Genomic DNA, 15,420 nt, shown 5'->3' with positions numbered 1-15,420 from the left:
AGCTATTGTTTTTGCAGCTTACAGGCCCAGCATCAGCTTCAGGTTCTGCACCGCGGCGCCGCTGGCACCCTTGCCCAGGTTGTCCAGGCGCGCCACCAGCAGGGCGTGGCGGTGGCCCTCGTTGGGGAAGACGCGCAGCTCCAGCTGGTTGGTGTCGTTCAGCGCCGTGGGCTCCAGCTTGCCGTCCTCGGTGGGCGGCAGCACCTTGACCCACTGCTCAGGCGTGTTGCTTTTCGCGTAATGCGCGGCCAGGGCGTCATGCAGATCGGAGGCTTTGGGCTTGCCCGGCAGCAGGTCCAGATGCAGGGGCAGCTGCACCAGCATGCCCTGGCGGAAGTTGCCCACCGAGGGCACGAAGATCGGACGGCGCTGCATGCCGGTGTACTTCAGGATCTCGGGCAGGTGCTTATGCGACAGGCCCAGTGCGTACAGCTCATAAGGGGCGGCGCTGCCGGCCTCGTAGGCCTCGATCATGGTGCGGCCGCCGCCGGAGTAGCCGCTCACCGACGGCAGCGACACCGGGTGGTCGGGCGGCAACAGGCCGGCATCGACCAGCGGGCGCAGCAGCGCAATGGCGCCGGTGGCATAGCAGCCGGGGTTGGACACGCGGGTGGCACTGCGCACCGCATCGGCCTGGCCGGCGCACAGCTCGGGAAAGCCGAACACCCAGCCCGGGGCTGTGCGGTGGGCGGTGGAGGCGTCGATGATCTTGATGGCGCGGCCGGTCTCGGCCTGCAGCGCATCGGCCATGGCGGCGCTCTCGCGGGCGGCGTCGTCGTGCAGGCACAGCACGACCATGTCCACGCCGGCGACCAGCTCGCGCTTGGCGGCCGGGTCCTTGCGCAGCTCGGGCGCGATGCTGACCAGCTCCACCTGCGGCATGGACTGCAGGCGCTCACGGATCTGCAGGCCGGTGGTGCCTGCCTCGCCATCGATGAAGACCTTGTGGACCTGGTGAACCTGTGACATGGGGCCGTTCTCCTGCCCGGCCACGGCGAAAAGCACGGCCGGCTGTCAAGTTGCGTTAAGACAATGGTGCGTCGCAGCATGATACAGTCGCCGGCTGCCTGTCCCGAGTCTGCGGTCCGACTGCCTCTGGTTGTTGTCGTCTTCTCATGCCGCGTGTCGCGCACGGGTACCTCAACCCACCCTTCCCCTGAGAGAGACCTCACTCATGAAGATTCACGAATACCAAGGCAAGGAAATCTTGCGCAGCTTCGGCGTGCCCGTTCCCCGGGGCATTCCTGCTTTCACGGTGCAAGAAGCCGTGGAAGCCGCACAAAAGCTCGGCGGCCCCGTGTGGGTCGTGAAGGCCCAGATCCACGCGGGTGGCCGCGGCAAGGGTGGCGGCGTGAAGGTCGCCAAGACCATTGACGACGTGAAGGCCCGCGCCAGCGACATCCTGGGCATGCAGCTGGTCACGCACCAGACCGGCCCCGAAGGCCAGAAGGTGCGCCGCCTGTACATCGAGGACGGCGCCGACATCCAGAAGGAGTACTACCTGTCCGTCGTGACCGACCGCGGCACGCAGAAGGTGGCCTTCATCGCCTCCAGCGAAGGCGGCATGGACATCGAGGAAGTGGCCCACTCCACGCCCGAGAAGATCATCACCGTATTCGTCGACCCCCTGAAGGGCCTGACGCAAGAACAAGGTGAAGAGCTGGCAAAGGGCGTCGGCATGCCCGACGACTCCAAGGCCCAGTTCATCGACGTCTGCCAGAAGCTCTACAAGTGCTACATGGAGACGGATGCTTCGCTGGTCGAGATCAACCCCCTGAACCGCGACAGCAAGGGCAACATCATTGCCCTGGACGCCAAGTTCAACTTCGACTCCAACGCCCTGTTCCGCCACCCCGACATCGTCGCCCTGCGCGACCTGGACGAGGAAGACCCGGCCGAGGTGGAGGCTTCCAAGTTCGACCTGGCCTACATCAGCCTGGACGGCAACATCGGCTGCCTGGTCAACGGCGCCGGCCTGGCCATGGCGACCATGGACACCATCAAGCTGTTCGGCGGCGAGCCGGCCAACTTCCTGGACGTGGGCGGCGGCGCCACCCCCGAGAAGGTCACCGAAGCCTTCAAGATCATGCTCAAGAACCCCAAGGTCAAGGGCATTCTGGTCAACATCTTCGGCGGCATCATGAAGTGCGACACCATCGCCACCGGCGTGATCACCGCCTGCAAGGCCGTGAACCTGCAGGTGCCGCTGGTCGTGCGCATGAAGGGCACGAACGAAGAGCTGGGCAAGAAGATGCTGGCCGAATCCGGCCTGCCCATCATCAGCGCCGACACGATGGCCGAAGCCGCCACGAAGATCGTCGAAGCCGTCAAGTAAGCCACACGCCCGGAGAAAACCACCCATGTCGATCTACATCAACAAGGACACGCGCGTCATTACCCAGGGCATCACGGGCAAGACGGGCCAGTTCCACACCGAAAAGTGCATCGAGTACGCCAACGGCAAGAACTGCTTTGTCGCCGGCGTGAACCCGAAGAAGGCCGGCGAGAAGATCTTTGACGTGCCGATCTACGCATCCGTCAAGGAAGCCGCCCAGGAAACCGGCGCTACCGTCAGCGTGATCTACGTGCCGCCGGCAGGCGCCGCGGCCGCCATCCTGGAGGCCGTCGAGGCCGACCTGGACCTGGCGATCTGCATCACCGAAGGCATCCCCGTGCGCGACATGCTGGAAGTGCGCAACAAGATGCTGGCCAAGGAAGCCGCCGGTGGCAAGAAGACGCTGCTGCTGGGCCCCAACTGCCCCGGCCTGATCACGCCGGACGAGATCAAGATCGGCATCATGCCCGGCCACATCCACATGAAGGGCCGCGTGGGCGTCGTTTCACGCTCCGGCACGCTGACCTATGAAGCCGTGGCGCAGCTGACCGAGCTGGGCATCGGCCAGTCGTCGGCGGTGGGCATCGGCGGCGACCCGATCAACGGCCTGAAGCACATCGACGTCATGAAGGCCTTCAACGACGACCCCGACACCGACGCCGTGATCATGATCGGCGAGATCGGCGGCCCGGACGAGGCCGAAGCAGCCCGCTGGTGCAAGGACCACATGAAGAAGCCCATCGTCGGCTTCATCGCCGGCGTCACCGCCCCTCCCGGCAAGCGCATGGGCCACGCCGGCGCGCTGATCTCCGGCGGCGCCGACACGGCCGACGCCAAACTGGCCATCATGGAAGAGTGCGGCTTCAAGGTCACGCGCAACCCGTCGGAGATGGGCCGCATCCTCAAGGGTCTGCTGTAAACCAGGGCCCTCACGTGGCTTGGCGTGACGCTCCCCCAATATGCATCGCGCCATGTCAGAACAAAAAAGCCAGCGGCCCCGCTGGCTTTTTTTCTGCCTGCTGAACGCCCGGATACTGCAGACACAAATGCACGCACCGCGTGACAAAAATGACGCATCTTCATGGCGAGCAGTGTGTAGCCATGAAGTAACATAACGCAACAAATCCAAGACGCCGAGTCTTCCTCCGCGCTTCCTTCCTGACCATGCCGAGCTACGAGTTCTACGCACTGACCGACACCGGTCGCGTACGCACCAACAACGAGGACGCGGTGGCCATCCACGAGGCTGCCGGCCTGGTGCTTCTGGCCGACGGCATGGGCGGTTACAACGCCGGCGAAGTGGCCGCCGCCATGGCCATCGATCAGGTGGGCGCCGAGCTGGCCCGCTGGCTGGAGGCCCCTGAAGCCCAGGGCGCCAGCTCCGCCGAGGTGTGCGAGCGGCTGGATTCCTGCGTGGAGCAGGCCAACCACGCCATCCTGGGCGCCTCCCTGTCCAACCCGCAATACGAAGGCATGGGCACCACGTTGGTGGCAGGCATCTTCAGAGGCAGCCAGCTGGTGCTGGGCCACATCGGCGATTCGCGCTGCTACCGGCTGCGCGCAGGCAATCTGGAGCAGCTGACGCGCGATCATTCTTGGCTGCAGGAGCAGATCGACGCCGGCCTGCTCACCCCCGAGCAGGCCGCACGCACCGGCATGCGCAACCTGGTCACCCGCGCCCTGGGCGTGGAGCCCGTGGCGCCGCTGGAAGTGAATGAATTTGCCGTGGAGCCGGGCGACCTGTACCTGCTGTGCTCCGACGGCCTGACCGATCTGATACCCGACGACGAGTTGGCCCACCTGGCCCGTCAACCCCTGCCCCTGGCCGAGAAGGCGCGCCGCATGGTCGCCCTGGCCAACGCCCTGGGCGGGCGCGACAACATCAGCGTGGTGCTGGCCCAGGCCAGCGGCCCGGGGCCGGCCGCCGACATGCGGCGCGGCGGCATCGTCGCCCGCCTGTTACGCGGCCATCCGTAACTTTAGCGAACTTTTATACACAAATTGCGCCCGGAAATTGCTTAGACCCACGGTCGGTCCAGAGCAACGAACTAAACGCCTTTTCAAGCCTACGCGCCCGCCCGCCGCACTCCAAGGAACAACAAGCATGCCCCGAATGGTCGTAACGATTGACGGAGTCGTCATCAAGGAAGTCCCTCTCACCAAGGAACGCACCAGCATAGGCCGCCGCCCCTACAACGACATCGTCATAGACCACCTGGCCGTCAGCGGCGAGCACGCGGTGATCCTGTTGTCCGCCGGCGGCAGCGCCGACGTGGAGGACATGGGCAGCACCAACGGCACTTTCGTCAACGGCCAAGCCATCAAGCGTCACGCCCTGCGCAGCGGTGACACGGTGGAGGTGGGCAAGTACAAGCTGCGCTACCTGGCCGACGAGGCCGCGCCGGACTACGAAAAGACCGTCTTCCTGAAGCCCGGCATGCTGCCGCCCGCCGCGCCGGCCCCCGCTCCTATCGCTGTCCCCTTGAGCGCCTCGGTGCGCGTCATCTCTGGCCCCGCTGCGGGGCGCGAGGTGGCGCTGACCAAAGTGGTCACCACCATTGGCAAGCCCGGGGTGGCGGTAGCGTCTATCACCAAGCGCCACCACGGCTATGTGCTGGCGCATGTGGAGGGTGGGGACATGCCGCTACTGAACGGGGCGGGAGTCAGTGGCGAGCCGGTGCCATTGAAGACGGGGGACCGGATTGCGCTGGCGGGGACGGAGATGGAGTTCGTGCTGGGGTGAGGCGCGGGCAGACGAGTCGGCTAGCGCTTCTGTATTGATAGCTGGCAGCGATTAATGGGCAAGGGTTGAAGCCGCTTTTTACTGAAACTCCAGCGTCGCCGGACAGAAGCTCTACGACACTCTGCAAGCACCCGGGCGACAACATTTTCTAACAAACTCCTGCGGCCTTCCCGCCGGCCATGGCATGGAAGCTGCTTGAAACAGTGCAACCCACGGGGCTTCTTCGTGGGGAATCTCAATACCCATCCGAGGAGGATTTATGAAGCGTACCCTGCAACAAGGTTTTACCCTGATCGAACTGATGATCGTGGTGGCGATTATCGGTATTTTGGCTGCTGTGGCTCTGCCGGCTTATCAAGACTACACTATCCGCGCTCGCATTTCTGAAGGCCTGAGCTTGGCCACTGCCGCAAAGACGGCAGTAGCCGAATCCTTTGCAAACGTGGCGACGGGCAAAATTATTGCTTATGGCGGCAACGGCGCGCAAACTCCGCCCGGCGCTAATGAAGCCACTTATGGTTATGAATACACTTCGGGCACCAACGTTTCTGATATTAAAATCGCCGCAATCGCTAACGTGACAGCCCCTGCCGCAGGTGAAGGCATGGTTACTGTAGTTTACACTGCAACCGGTGCTCCTGGTGCTGCTTTGATTAAGGCTGTGGCTGGCGGAAATGAAATTTACATGACACCCGGTTCCGGAACGGTAAATAACACTGCGACCCCTTCCGGTCTTTTGATCCAGGGTGCCCCTGTGGTATGGGGTTGCGGCGTCAAGGATAGCAAGGTATTCAAGTATGTTCCTGCAAACTGCCGATTTGTGAAGTAAAATACAAAATCCAAATGAGGGCGCTTCGGCGCCCTTATTGCTTTATTGCCTTATAAAATAAAGGGTGCCCACTTAGCTGACGAATCCACCACCCTCTAAAGTCCGCACCATGACCTGTTTAAGCCCTACCCTCATCAGCCTTCAGCAAGATCCTCTAATATGACTAACCCCGCAGTCAGCGCGTCGATAAATTCTGTGCGGACAAGACCAAGAGGCTCTTAACGCCCCAGACAACTACAGACAGACCCTAATTAAGTCAACCATCTACTTATAACGGGAATGCGACGCCCCCTTTTTATATCCTGCGAATGATGCGCTTTCTCCCCGAGCGGCTTTCCTTCGCCAGCCGACATACAGCCATTCATCTGCTGATTTCTGTTGCGGTCGCTTTGCTGTCGACTGCCGTAGTCTTCAGTATGTGGTATCCACCGCCTTATTGGGCGCTGTTGCAGGTGGGCCATATCTACCTGCTCATCCTGGGGGTAGATGTGGTGTGTGGCCCGTTGCTGACCGTCGTGCTCGCCAACCCTGATAAATCGGAGAGGGAGCGTCTGCTGGACTTTTCGCTCGTGGGTACCATCCAGGTATTGGCCTTGGTTTATGGCATGCACAGCGTCTGGATTGCCCGTCCGGTGGTTCTGGCTTTCGAGGTGGACCGGCTGGTCGTGGTGACCGCCAACGAGGTCCAAAGAGACGCCCTGCCCGACGCGCCAATAGGAATGCAGCGACTGCCGTGGTACGGCGTGATGGCAGTTGCCACACGCAAACCCGCCAACAGCGAAGAATTGATGCGCAGCGTGGAGTTGGGTCTTGCCGGTATTTCTCTTGCCATGCAGCCCAACTGGTGGATGCCTTGGGTCAAAGGGCACGAAGGCATGAAACAAAGGGCCAAGCCACTTGCCGAGTTGATCCATCGACGCCCTGAAGATGTTTCCATCCTAAGCGCTGCTGCGCATGACACCGGTTATCCCATCGACTCTCTGAAATACCTACCGCTGGTCAGCAGTAAAACGCTGGACTGGATCGCATTACTGGACGAAGACCTCAACATCGTGGGCCATGCGGAGGTAGACGGCTTCTAGGGGAAATTGGAGTAAATTGTGGAGGAAATTGGGGTCAGATTCCAATTTTTCGCATCAGTGCCCGTGCACGGCGTTATTGAGATGGCTCCCATGGGTTGACGATGGACACCCCCGTCGCAATGAAATCGGCCACGTTGCGCTTGACCACTGCCATGCCATGCACCAGCGCTGTAACCGCTATCAGCGCATCACGCTTACCTCGCTTGTCTGGCACGTGCAGCCGGGCGCAGCGCTGGCCTACAGCGGTATCGATAGGCAAGGTGCACCCGGAGAATTCGGGCAAAACCTGCTGCTTCAGCGAAAAGCGCAGCAAAAAATTGGAGCCAGATTCCAATTCCCGCCAAGCCACCATCGGTCATAACAGCTTTAATCTTTAACCAGTCGACAGGGTCACTAAATGCTCGGCCTCAGCACCAGCAACGGCTTTGAAATCAATCCGCGCATCAAAACTCACAAAGCGGCATTGGTGCCGAACGGCCAAGCCCAGCAAGTAGGCGTCAGTGACTTGCCGATGGCCCAGCAGATGGCGCCAATGCAGGGTACCAGCGTCCAGCAAGCTGTAATCGTCAGACAAAAAAGCGTGCGCGGGATGTGCAGCCGCTTGCGCCAGCCGGCCGGCAACGGCAGCCAGCGGCAGTGCCTGGGGGTAGGCAGGCTGGGCCATGATGCGTAAGCAGCCGTTTTGCGTCAGCGGGCAGGACGCCCAACCGCGGCCAATCTCCCGCTGCAGCCATTGCGTGGCCTTGGCATGGTGCAGGTGGGCGGCGTCCAGCAGGGCAATCAGGACGTTGACGTCCAACAGTGCGCGCATCGCTCAAACGCCTTCTGCATCGCGCAAACGGTTGATCAGCTCGTCGCTCACGACCACTCCGCGCGCATCGAAAGGGACAAAGCCCGTAGCAGCCGCTGCAGCCGAGCTATTCGTGGCCTGCGGGGCAGCGCTCCCGGTGAGCGCCTGGCGTATCAGCCGCGAGATGACCTTACCCAGGCTGGTGTTCTCGGCACGGGCAATTTCCTTGGCCGCGATGAGGATGTCGTCTTCCAGGTCGATGGTAGTGCGCATGGGTGCTTCCTCCTGTAGAGCGGCATGGCAGCTGACTTCAGTACGCGCTGATGTTTTGATGCGTTGAACGAAGCATTGTGGCGCCCTATGCCCGCTGGCTGGAGGCCGCTAGCGCGCAGAGCCTTCAGCGCATGAGTGCTGGCAAAGGCCATCCGACCGTGCTCTGGGGGCCGAATGCTTTACAGCCTGGGGAGCATGGAAGCCCAAGCGGGCAAGTATGATCCCTACCCTTGCGGCGGGCACCCGCCGCGCAACTGCCCGTAGCTCAACCGGATAGAGCAATTGCCTTCTAAGCAATAGGTCGGGGGTTCGAGTCCCTCCGGGCAGGCCATCCTTCCTCCTCGATCAAACCACCCATGATGGACGCCCTCATCGCAGGCAAGCTGCACGCCCGCCCCGAGCAGCGCACGGGCGCCAACGGCAAGCCTTACGTCACCGCCCGGCTGCGCGCGGCGGCGGGCGATGGGGAGGGTGAATTGCTGTTCGTCAACTGCATCGCCTTCGACCACGCCGCCATGGCTGCCCTGCTGGCGCTGGACGTGGGCGACGCACTGGCCGTGGCCGGCAGCATCACGCCCAAGGTGTGGACCGACCGGGACGGCAACACCCGCCCGGCGCTGGACATGGTGGTCGCCCAGGTACTGTCGGCCTACCATGTAGACCGCAAGCGCCGGGCAGCGCAGCAGGCGGACGACGGCGACGCTTGAGCCGCCACGGCGGCAATACGGCCCTCAGCTCACCCAGCTCCCCGACTTGCCCCCGTGCTTTTCCAGCACGCGCACGCCCTCCATCACCATGCGCTTGTCCGCCGCCTTGCACATGTCGTAGATGGTCAGCAGGGCGACCTGCACCGCCGTCAGCGCCTCCATCTCCACGCCGGTCGGGCCCACGGTCTCCACCGTGGCGGTGCACTGCACGCTGCTCGCACCCTGCAGCAGTTCAAAGTCGACGGCCACGCGCGTCAGGGCCAGGGGGTGGCACAAAGGGATCAGGTCGCTGGTCTTCTTGGCCGCCATGATGCCGGCGATGCGGGCCACGCCCAGCACGTCGCCCTTTTTGGCGCTGCCCGACTCGATCAGCGCCAGCGTGGCCGGCTGCATGGTGATGCGGCCGGTGGCGATGGCCACGCGGTGCGTGGCGACCTTGGCGCCCACGTCCACCATGTGGGCCTGGCCCTGGGCGTCGAAGTGGGTCAGGGGCGATGTAGAAGAAGAAGGAGCAGAGTCGGACATGGCAAGCAAGGCAGGCAACAGCGGCAACGAAGATTCCCGGGCGGGAAACCATCCCGCGGCCCGGGCATCATACGGGGCCGTGATGGCGGCAGGTCGGTGAAAGGAGCATGGTGCCGGACTTCAAGCAAAAAAGGCCTCTAGCCCAATCTGGGAGAGCGCTGGCAGCTTCTCTTTTAATAGCAACCGGCGCTGCCCTGGCGCCAGCCCCCGCGGCCCGTGCGGCGCTGCCCACGCTGGGCGACGGGTTGGAGCTGACGGCCGCTGCCGAGCGCAAGCTGGGCGACCGCATCATCCGCGAGCTGTACCGCGACCCGGACTACATCGACGACGCGGTGCTGCACGAATATTTGGTGGGCATCTTCCAGCCGCTGCGCTCGGCGGCCCGCGCGCGCGGCGAGCTGGGCGCCGACATCGACGAGCGCTTCGCCTGGGAGCTGCTGATGGGCCGCGACCGCACGGTCAATGCCTTCGCCCTGCCCGGCGGCTACTTCGGCGTGCACCTCGGCCTGATCGGCGTGACGGCCACGCGCGACGAGCTGGCGTCGGTGCTGGCGCACGAACTCAGCCACGTCACGCAGCGCCACATCTCGCGGCTGATCGCGCAGCAGGGCCGGCAGACGCCGCTGATGATCGGCGCGCTGATCCTGGGCGCCCTGGCTGCCAGCAAGAGCCCCGACGCCGCTCAGGCGCTGATGGTGGGCGGCCAGGCGCTGGCGGTGCAGAACCAGCTGAACTTCTCGCGCGACATGGAGCGCGAGGCCGACCGCATCGGCTATGGCCTGATGCAGCCGGGCGGCTTTGCGCCGCAGGGCTTCGTTGGCATGTTCGACAAGCTGCAGCAGGCCAACCGCATCAACGACAACGGCAGCTGGCCCTATCTGCGCAGCCACCCGCTGACCACGCAGCGCATCGCCGACATGCAAAGCCGCATCGCTCACGATGCGCCCCGCCCCGCTCCAGCCTCGATGGAGCACTTGCTGATGGCGGCGCGGGCGCGCGTGCTGATGCGCCCCGGTCAGGATGCCTGGCGCCAGTGGCTGGCCGCGCCGCAGGACGCGGGCTTTGCCGCCCGCCCGGCGCGCGAGCGCGCCACCGCCTGGTATGCCGCCGCCCTGAGCGCCGTGCAGCTGTCCGACTGGCAGGCCGCTCGCCGCGCCGTGACCGGCCTGCGCGAAGCGGTGCAGGGCGACGCGCCGGCCGTGCGCCAGGCGCGCCTGCTGGGCGCCGAGGTGGAGATGGCCGCCGGCGCCCCCGCGGCCGCCCTGGCTGTGTTGGACGAGATGCCCACCGCCGGCACGCCGGCCCGGCCCGAGCTGGTGCTGCGCACCCAAGCGCTGCTGCGCACGGGCGACGCCGCCGCCATGACCGGCCCGCTGCAGACCCGCGTGGCCACGCACCCGCAGGACGCGGCCGCCTGGCTGCTGCTGGCCCAGGTGTGGCGTCAGCAGGGGCAGAACCTGCGCGCCGTGCGCGCCGAGGCGGAGGCCCAGGTCGCCCACCACGACTACGCCGCCGCGGTGGACCGCTTCAAGGCCGGCCAGGACCTGGCGCGCAAGAGCGCCGGCGCGGCCGACTACATCGAGGCGTCGATCATCGACACGCGACTGCGCGCCGTGGAGTCACTTCTTCGCGAACAGGCCGCCGAGCGCTGACTCGATCACCAGCCCGATCAGCGAGTACAGCAGCGAGCCCAGCAGCGCCGCGCCGAAGCCGCGCACCTGAAAGCCGTCGCCCAGCAGCCCGGCCGCTGCCCAGAACATCAGCGCGTTGATGACGAACAGGAACAGCCCCAGGGTGAGGATGGTCGCCGGCAGCGTCAGGATGACCAGGATGGGCCGCAGCACCACGTTCAGCAGGCCGATGACGAAGGCCGCAAGCATGGCGGCGCCGAAGCTGTGCACCTGCACGCCGCTGTACAGGTAAGCCACGCACAGCAGCGCCACGGCGCTCAGCAGCCATTTGATGAGCAGTTTCATGCGGCCCAGCATAGCACCGGGCCGCAACCGTCTTCAGGCCTGCTGCTGGGCACTCGCCTGGGCGCTGGCGCGGCGTGCGGCCACCCATTTGCCCAGGGCCAGAACCACCACCGCGCCGGCCACGTGCGCCGCCCAGTAGATGCTGCGCGGCAGCTCGGCATGGCCCTCGCCGTCGAAGTGGCCCCACTTGGGCGCCCACAGCCATTCCTGGTGATTGACGAACAGCGGGTCGGTGGCCAGCATGCCGCCGGCGATCCAGCCCAGCAGCATGCCGCCGGCCACGATGACCATGGGAAAGCGCTCCATCAGCCGGATAACCAGCTGCGAGCCCCAGACGATGATGGGTACGGAGATCAGCAGGCCCAGCACCACCAGCAGCGTCTGGTGCTCGCCCGAGCTTTGCGCCGCGCCGGCAATGGCGATGACGTTGTCCACGCTCATGACCAGGTCGGCCACAATGATGGTTTTGATGGCCGCCAGCAGCTTGTCGCTGCTCTGGATGTTGTCGTGCCCGTCTTCCTCAGGGGCGATCAGCTTCACGCCGATCCACACCAGCAGCAGCGCGCCCACGATCTTCAGCGCCGGCAGGTTCAGCAGCGTCATGGCGAAGATGATGAGCACCACACGCAAGCCGATGGCGCCGGCCGTGCCCCAGATGATGCCCTTGGTGCGCTGCGCCGGTGGCAGCTTGCGGCAGGCCAGGGCGATCACGACGGCGTTGTCGCCACCCAGCAGGATGTCGATGATGATGATCTGGCCGAGCGCGATCCAGAACGGTGTGTGGGTGAGAAAGTCCAAATCCATGAAGGGGTACCTCGAAATGCATTGACGTGATGCCCGGGGTGCATGGACGGCAGCGGCGCCCGCCTTCGCAAGGCAAGGGGCGACCGCTTTGAGCCGGCCATGGCGTGCCGCGCCGCGGCATTGGCGGCGCGCGCACCCAGGCGCTCAAAGGTCTTGCCCGGCGCGCGGTACCCGCCACGCCCTGGCACGCCGGAAGCCCGTGGGCTTCGTCCTGACGACCTGCCAGTCCGCCGGCGCCGGCCCCAAGAAGAGCCCATCGCCAGCGGGGAGCTACTCCCCCTTGAAGGGCGCCATTGGAACACAAAACACATACCAGGCACGCCCGGCCGGCTGCCTATGATGCGGGGCTGCCGCCATGACCGATACCGCCGACACCGCCGCCCCCGACACCACCCTGCACATCGCCGACATCGAGGCCGCCATCAACTTCTGGCGCCAGCGCGCCCCGGCCGACGCCGGCGCCCGCCTGGCGCCCCAACTGGCGGCGCTGGCCGAGGTCTACGGCCGCATGGCCTTCAGCGGCGCGCGCCAGCTGCCCGCGACCGCCCTGCCCCCGGCCGCCATGGCCGCGTGGCTGGCCTGGTACGACACCACGCCGGACACGCCCTGCATCGCCATCTGCTCGACCAGCCAGGGCGACGAGTGGTGCAAGGGTTGCGGGCGCAGCTTCTTCGAGGTGCAGCACTGGCTGGCCTTCACGCCGGTGCAAAAGCGCGCCGTGTGGCAGCGCATCACGCAGCAGGGCACGGCGCTGCGCTTCACGCGCTATGCCGAGCGCGCGGCCGAAGGGCCGGCGGGCTAAATAGCGCCCGCTTGCCGGCCCGCCCCCGCCCGGCTATGGTGGCCGGCACCATGCTGCGCTTGACCCAGGCCCCCAACATCGTCGTCGCCACGCTGTGGCGCGACCTGCTGTGCGAAGCCGGCCTGCCCGCCAGCGTGCAGCGCCAGCACCTGGGCGCCGCCGCCGGCCATCTGCCGCCCGGCGAGTGCCTGCCCGAGCTGTGGCTGCAGCACCCGGAGCACGCCGATCGCGCCCGCGCCCTGCTGCGCGAACTGGAACGCCTGCCCCAGCGCCGGTGGTTCTGCCCGGGCTGCGGCGAGCAGGTGGAGGGCGGCTTCGAGCAATGCTGGAACTGCGGCCGGCTGATGCCGGCCTGAGTTCTGCTCCTGATTCAATAGCTGCTTGCGCTTACCTGTTAAGCGATTGAGCCGGTTTTTACTGTTTTTTCACTTCCAGCGCACCGGCTCGACCACCGCGCTGCCGTTGGCGCCGCTCAGGGTGAGCGCGCCGTCCTGCACCGTGGCTTGCAGCTGCATGCTGCGCTCGGCCAGCTGGGCCAGGGCCTGCGCCTCGTCGGCAGGGATGCGCCAGACCTGCAGCCGGTCCAGCCGCGACAGCTTGGTTTCGATGCCCTTCCACCATACCTCGGCCGCGTGGGCAAAGGCGTAGACCACCACCGCATCGGCCTTGGAACTGGCCTTGGCCAGGGGCTTGTCCTCGGGCTGGCCGACCTCGATCCACAGGCGCTTGCGGCCGGTGAAGTCGGTCAGGGAAACGTCCGGGTCCTCCGGGTCGGACAGGCCGGCGCCGAAGGCCAGCTGGCCGTCGCCGCGGCAGGTGTCCTGCAGCTCGTGCGCCTGCAGGGCCAGTGCGGCCAGGCGCACCATCATGCGTTCGTCGGTCTCGCTGGGGTGGCGCGCCAGGGTCAGCTGGTGGTCGGCGTAGTAGCCGTGGTCGATGTCGGCGATCGCCAGGTTCGCCTTGAAGATGGTGGACTTGAGGGCCACGTTTTACTCCTGAAAAGAGAGCTGCCCGCGCTTGCCAGGCAAGGGCGGGCAGCCAAAAAGACTGAAAAAACCGCAGACGTCAGACGCGCCGCGCCAGCTCCTCGGCCTTGCCGGTGTAGCTGCCGGGGGTGAGGGCCAGCAGGCGCTGGCGGTCTTCCTGCGGAATGTCCAGGCTGTGGATCAGCGCGTGCAGGGCTTCCTGCGTCACGCGCTGGCCACGGGTGACTTCCTTGAGCTTTTCGTACGCGCCAGCGACGCCGTGGCGGCGCATCACCGTCTGGATGGGCTCGGCCAGCACTTCCCAGCTGTCGTCCAGGTCGGCGGCCAGCTGCGCCTCGTTCAGCTCCAGCTTGTTCAGGCCGGTCATCAGCGAGCCGTAGGCCAGCACGGCGTAGCCCAGCGCCACGCCGATGTTGCGCAGCACCGTGGAGTCCGTCAGGTCGCGCTGCCAGCGGCTGATGGGGAGCTTCTCCGACAGGTGGCGCAGCAGGGCGTTGGCCAGGCCCAGGTTGCCCTCGGCGTTTTCGAAGTCGATGGGATTGACCTTGTGCGGCATGGTGGACGAGCCGATCTCGCCCTCCTTGAGCTTTTGCTTGAAGTAGCCCAGGCTCACGTAGCCCCAGATGTCGCGCGACAGGTCGATCAGGATGGTGTTGGTGCGCGCCACGGCGTCGAACAGCTCGGCCATGTAGTCGTGCGGCTCGATCTGGATGGAGTACGGCTGGAAGGTCAGGCCCAGGCCCTCGGGCTCGGGCGACTCCACCACGCGGCGCGAGAAGGCCTCCCAGTCGAAGGCCGGCCAGGCCGACAGGTGGGCGTTGTAGTTGCCCACGGCGCCGTTCATCTTGGCCAGCAGCTTCACGGCGGTGATGCTGCTGCGCGCGCCCTGCAGGCGGGCGACGACATTGGCCAGCTCCTTGCCCACGGTGGTGGGGCTGGCCGTCTGGCCGTGCGTGCGGCTGAGCATGGGCACGGCGGCGAACTGGTGCGCCATGGCACGCAGCTTGTCCACGATGGCATCGAGCGCCGGCAGCAGCACCTGGTCGCGCCCATCGCGCAGCTGCAGGGCGTGGCTGGTGTTGTTGATGTCCTCGCTGGTGCAGGCGAAGTGCACGAACTCGGCGGCAGCCTCCAGCTCGGGGCGGGCCTCGAACTTGGACTTGATCCAGTACTCCACGGCCTTCACGTCGTGGTTGGTGGTCCGCTCGATGTCCTTGATGGCCTGCGAATCGGCCTCGCTGAAGTGCTTGACCAGGCCTTGCAGGTAGGCGCGGGCGCCGGGGGTGAGCGGCTTGAACTCGGCAAAGCCCGCGTCGGACAGGGCGATGAACCAGGTCACCTCCACCTGCACGCGCCGGCGCATGTAGCCGTGCTCGCTCATGAGGGGGCGCAGGGTGGACAGCTTGGCGGCGTAGCGGCCGTCGAGCGGCGACAGGGCGGTGATGGGGGACAGCGGGCTCGTCATGGGGCGCAATTGTAGGTGCCCGCCTGCGGCCGCCCCCTGCGCCGGCCGCTAGAATCTGCGCCCCGCCGCGGGCCGCCGCTCGCGTTCTTCCCCGCACCGACGC

Annotated in this window: 18 protein-coding genes, 1 tRNA gene and 1 pseudogene; 11 read left to right on the top strand and 9 right to left on the bottom strand. The window is 65.6% G+C overall.

Annotation, left to right across the window (positions count from 1 at the left end):
* Window positions 1-18: 18 nt before the first annotated feature.
* Window positions 19-969 (bottom strand): N-acetyl-gamma-glutamyl-phosphate reductase, encoded by a 951-nt coding sequence (gene argC, locus RT282_RS15250; protein WP_313315647.1) that lies wholly within the window; start codon window positions 967-969, stop codon window positions 19-21.
* Window positions 970-1,174: 205 nt separating this feature from the next.
* Between argC and sucC the strand changes: the two genes are divergently transcribed.
* From sucC to RT282_RS15220, 6 genes are all read left to right on the top strand, one after another.
* Entirely contained in the window at window positions 1,175-2,335 is a 1,161-nt protein-coding gene (gene sucC / locus RT282_RS15245; RefSeq protein ID WP_313315644.1) for an ADP-forming succinate--CoA ligase subunit beta, read from the top strand.
* A 25-nt stretch (window positions 2,336-2,360) separates the two neighbouring features.
* Window positions 2,361-3,254, top strand: a complete 894-nt coding sequence (sucD, locus tag RT282_RS15240; protein ID WP_312757482.1) for a succinate--CoA ligase subunit alpha — start codon at window positions 2,361-2,363, stop codon at window positions 3,252-3,254.
* 245 nt (window positions 3,255-3,499) lie between these two features.
* Window positions 3,500-4,312, top strand: a complete 813-nt coding sequence (locus RT282_RS15235) for a Stp1/IreP family PP2C-type Ser/Thr phosphatase (RefSeq protein WP_313315641.1) — start codon at window positions 3,500-3,502, stop codon at window positions 4,310-4,312.
* Between the two features lie 127 nt (window positions 4,313-4,439).
* A complete protein-coding gene (locus tag RT282_RS15230) occupies window positions 4,440-5,078 on the top strand; it encodes an FHA domain-containing protein (protein WP_313315639.1) in 639 nt (212 codons plus the stop codon).
* A gap of 259 nt (window positions 5,079-5,337) precedes the next feature.
* On the top strand, window positions 5,338-5,907 hold the full coding sequence (locus tag RT282_RS15225) for a pilin (protein ID WP_313315636.1): 570 nt from the start codon (window positions 5,338-5,340) through the stop codon (window positions 5,905-5,907).
* 308 nt (window positions 5,908-6,215) lie between these two features.
* On the top strand, window positions 6,216-6,989 hold the full coding sequence (locus RT282_RS15220) for a hypothetical protein (RefSeq protein WP_313315633.1): 774 nt from the start codon (window positions 6,216-6,218) through the stop codon (window positions 6,987-6,989).
* A 73-nt stretch (window positions 6,990-7,062) separates the two neighbouring features.
* On the opposite strand, the pseudogene RT282_RS15215 reads toward RT282_RS15220, so the two are convergent.
* The 3 genes and pseudogenes from RT282_RS15215 to RT282_RS15205 all read right to left on the bottom strand — a co-directional run.
* Window positions 7,063-7,302: pseudogene (locus tag RT282_RS15215) on the bottom strand (VapC toxin family PIN domain ribonuclease); the annotation flags it as partial.
* A 60-nt stretch (window positions 7,303-7,362) separates the two neighbouring features.
* Window positions 7,363-7,800 (bottom strand): TA system VapC family ribonuclease toxin, encoded by a 438-nt coding sequence (locus tag RT282_RS15210; RefSeq protein ID WP_313315630.1) that lies wholly within the window; start codon window positions 7,798-7,800, stop codon window positions 7,363-7,365.
* A 3-nt stretch (window positions 7,801-7,803) separates the two neighbouring features.
* Entirely contained in the window at window positions 7,804-8,052 is a 249-nt protein-coding gene (locus tag RT282_RS15205) for a hypothetical protein (RefSeq protein ID WP_313315629.1), read from the bottom strand.
* A gap of 254 nt (window positions 8,053-8,306) precedes the next feature.
* Between RT282_RS15205 and RT282_RS15200 the strand changes: the two genes are divergently transcribed.
* Window positions 8,307-8,383, top strand: a tRNA-Arg gene (locus RT282_RS15200).
* Between the two features lie 25 nt (window positions 8,384-8,408).
* Window positions 8,409-8,759, top strand: a complete 351-nt coding sequence (locus tag RT282_RS15195) for a single-stranded DNA-binding protein (RefSeq protein WP_313315627.1) — start codon at window positions 8,409-8,411, stop codon at window positions 8,757-8,759.
* 24 nt (window positions 8,760-8,783) lie between these two features.
* Here RT282_RS15195 and moaC read toward each other — a convergent pair whose 3' ends face one another.
* Window positions 8,784-9,284, bottom strand: a complete 501-nt coding sequence (moaC, locus tag RT282_RS15190; protein WP_313315625.1) for a cyclic pyranopterin monophosphate synthase MoaC — start codon at window positions 9,282-9,284, stop codon at window positions 8,784-8,786.
* Window positions 9,285-9,391: 107 nt separating this feature from the next.
* Between moaC and RT282_RS15185 the strand changes: the two genes are divergently transcribed.
* Window positions 9,392-10,936: a M48 family metalloprotease gene (locus tag RT282_RS15185; RefSeq protein ID WP_313315623.1), complete on the top strand. Its 1,545-nt coding sequence runs from the start codon at window positions 9,392-9,394 to the stop codon at window positions 10,934-10,936.
* Here RT282_RS15185 and RT282_RS15180 read toward each other — a convergent pair.
* Window positions 10,904-11,260, bottom strand: coding sequence for a phage holin family protein (locus RT282_RS15180; protein WP_313315620.1), 357 nt, complete (start codon window positions 11,258-11,260; stop codon window positions 10,904-10,906). The two genes, RT282_RS15185 and RT282_RS15180, sit on opposite strands and share 33 nt — an antisense overlap.
* A gap of 33 nt (window positions 11,261-11,293) precedes the next feature.
* Complete coding sequence (locus RT282_RS15175) at window positions 11,294-12,064, bottom strand: TerC family protein (protein WP_313315618.1); 771 nt, start codon at window positions 12,062-12,064, stop codon at window positions 11,294-11,296.
* Between the two features lie 355 nt (window positions 12,065-12,419).
* Between RT282_RS15175 and RT282_RS15170 the strand changes: the two genes are divergently transcribed.
* Together RT282_RS15170 and RT282_RS15165 are read left to right on the top strand one after the other, a co-directional pair.
* Window positions 12,420-12,866, top strand: coding sequence for a DUF3717 domain-containing protein (locus tag RT282_RS15170; protein ID WP_312302372.1), 447 nt, complete (start codon window positions 12,420-12,422; stop codon window positions 12,864-12,866).
* A gap of 50 nt (window positions 12,867-12,916) precedes the next feature.
* A complete protein-coding gene (locus RT282_RS15165; protein WP_313083621.1) occupies window positions 12,917-13,222 on the top strand; it encodes a putative signal transducing protein in 306 nt (101 codons plus the stop codon).
* Window positions 13,223-13,291: 69 nt separating this feature from the next.
* On the opposite strand, the gene RT282_RS15160 is transcribed toward RT282_RS15165, so the two are convergent.
* Window positions 13,292-13,852, bottom strand: a complete 561-nt coding sequence (locus tag RT282_RS15160) for a YaeQ family protein (protein ID WP_313315616.1) — start codon at window positions 13,850-13,852, stop codon at window positions 13,292-13,294.
* A 79-nt stretch (window positions 13,853-13,931) separates the two neighbouring features.
* A complete protein-coding gene (gene purB, locus RT282_RS15155; RefSeq protein ID WP_313315614.1) occupies window positions 13,932-15,317 on the bottom strand; it encodes an adenylosuccinate lyase in 1,386 nt (461 codons plus the stop codon).
* Window positions 15,318-15,420: the final 103 nt, after the last annotated feature.

The sequence above is a fragment of the Pulveribacter sp. genome (assembly GCF_032079985.1).
Lineage (GTDB): Bacteria > Pseudomonadota > Gammaproteobacteria > Burkholderiales > Burkholderiaceae_C > Melaminivora.
This window is presented reverse-complemented; position numbering and strand designations above follow the sequence as displayed.

Excerpts from the sequence above, each read along its gene's own strand:
- argC (WP_313315647.1), bottom strand. The coding sequence starts at position 969 with ATGTCACAGGTTCACCAGGTCCACAAGGTCTTCATCGATGGCGAGGCA.
- sucC (WP_313315644.1), top strand. The coding sequence starts at position 1,175 with ATGAAGATTCACGAATACCAAGGCAAGGAAATCTTGCGCAGCTTCGGC.
- sucD (WP_312757482.1), top strand. The coding sequence starts at position 2,361 with ATGTCGATCTACATCAACAAGGACACGCGCGTCATTACCCAGGGCATC.
- RT282_RS15235 (WP_313315641.1), top strand. The coding sequence starts at position 3,500 with ATGCCGAGCTACGAGTTCTACGCACTGACCGACACCGGTCGCGTACGC.
- RT282_RS15230 (WP_313315639.1), top strand. The coding sequence starts at position 4,440 with ATGCCCCGAATGGTCGTAACGATTGACGGAGTCGTCATCAAGGAAGTC.
- RT282_RS15225 (WP_313315636.1), top strand. The coding sequence starts at position 5,338 with ATGAAGCGTACCCTGCAACAAGGTTTTACCCTGATCGAACTGATGATC.
- RT282_RS15220 (WP_313315633.1), top strand. The coding sequence starts at position 6,216 with ATGATGCGCTTTCTCCCCGAGCGGCTTTCCTTCGCCAGCCGACATACA.
- RT282_RS15210 (WP_313315630.1), bottom strand. The coding sequence starts at position 7,800 with ATGCGCGCACTGTTGGACGTCAACGTCCTGATTGCCCTGCTGGACGCC.
- RT282_RS15205 (WP_313315629.1), bottom strand. The coding sequence starts at position 8,052 with ATGCGCACTACCATCGACCTGGAAGACGACATCCTCATCGCGGCCAAG.
- RT282_RS15195 (WP_313315627.1), top strand. The coding sequence starts at position 8,409 with ATGATGGACGCCCTCATCGCAGGCAAGCTGCACGCCCGCCCCGAGCAG.
- moaC (WP_313315625.1), bottom strand. The coding sequence starts at position 9,284 with ATGTCCGACTCTGCTCCTTCTTCTTCTACATCGCCCCTGACCCACTTC.
- RT282_RS15185 (WP_313315623.1), top strand. The coding sequence starts at position 9,392 with ATGGTGCCGGACTTCAAGCAAAAAAGGCCTCTAGCCCAATCTGGGAGA.
- RT282_RS15180 (WP_313315620.1), bottom strand. The coding sequence starts at position 11,260 with ATGAAACTGCTCATCAAATGGCTGCTGAGCGCCGTGGCGCTGCTGTGC.
- RT282_RS15175 (WP_313315618.1), bottom strand. The coding sequence starts at position 12,064 with ATGGATTTGGACTTTCTCACCCACACACCGTTCTGGATCGCGCTCGGC.
- RT282_RS15170 (WP_312302372.1), top strand. The coding sequence starts at position 12,420 with ATGACCGATACCGCCGACACCGCCGCCCCCGACACCACCCTGCACATC.
- RT282_RS15165 (WP_313083621.1), top strand. The coding sequence starts at position 12,917 with ATGCTGCGCTTGACCCAGGCCCCCAACATCGTCGTCGCCACGCTGTGG.
- purB (WP_313315614.1), bottom strand. The coding sequence starts at position 15,317 with ATGACGAGCCCGCTGTCCCCCATCACCGCCCTGTCGCCGCTCGACGGC.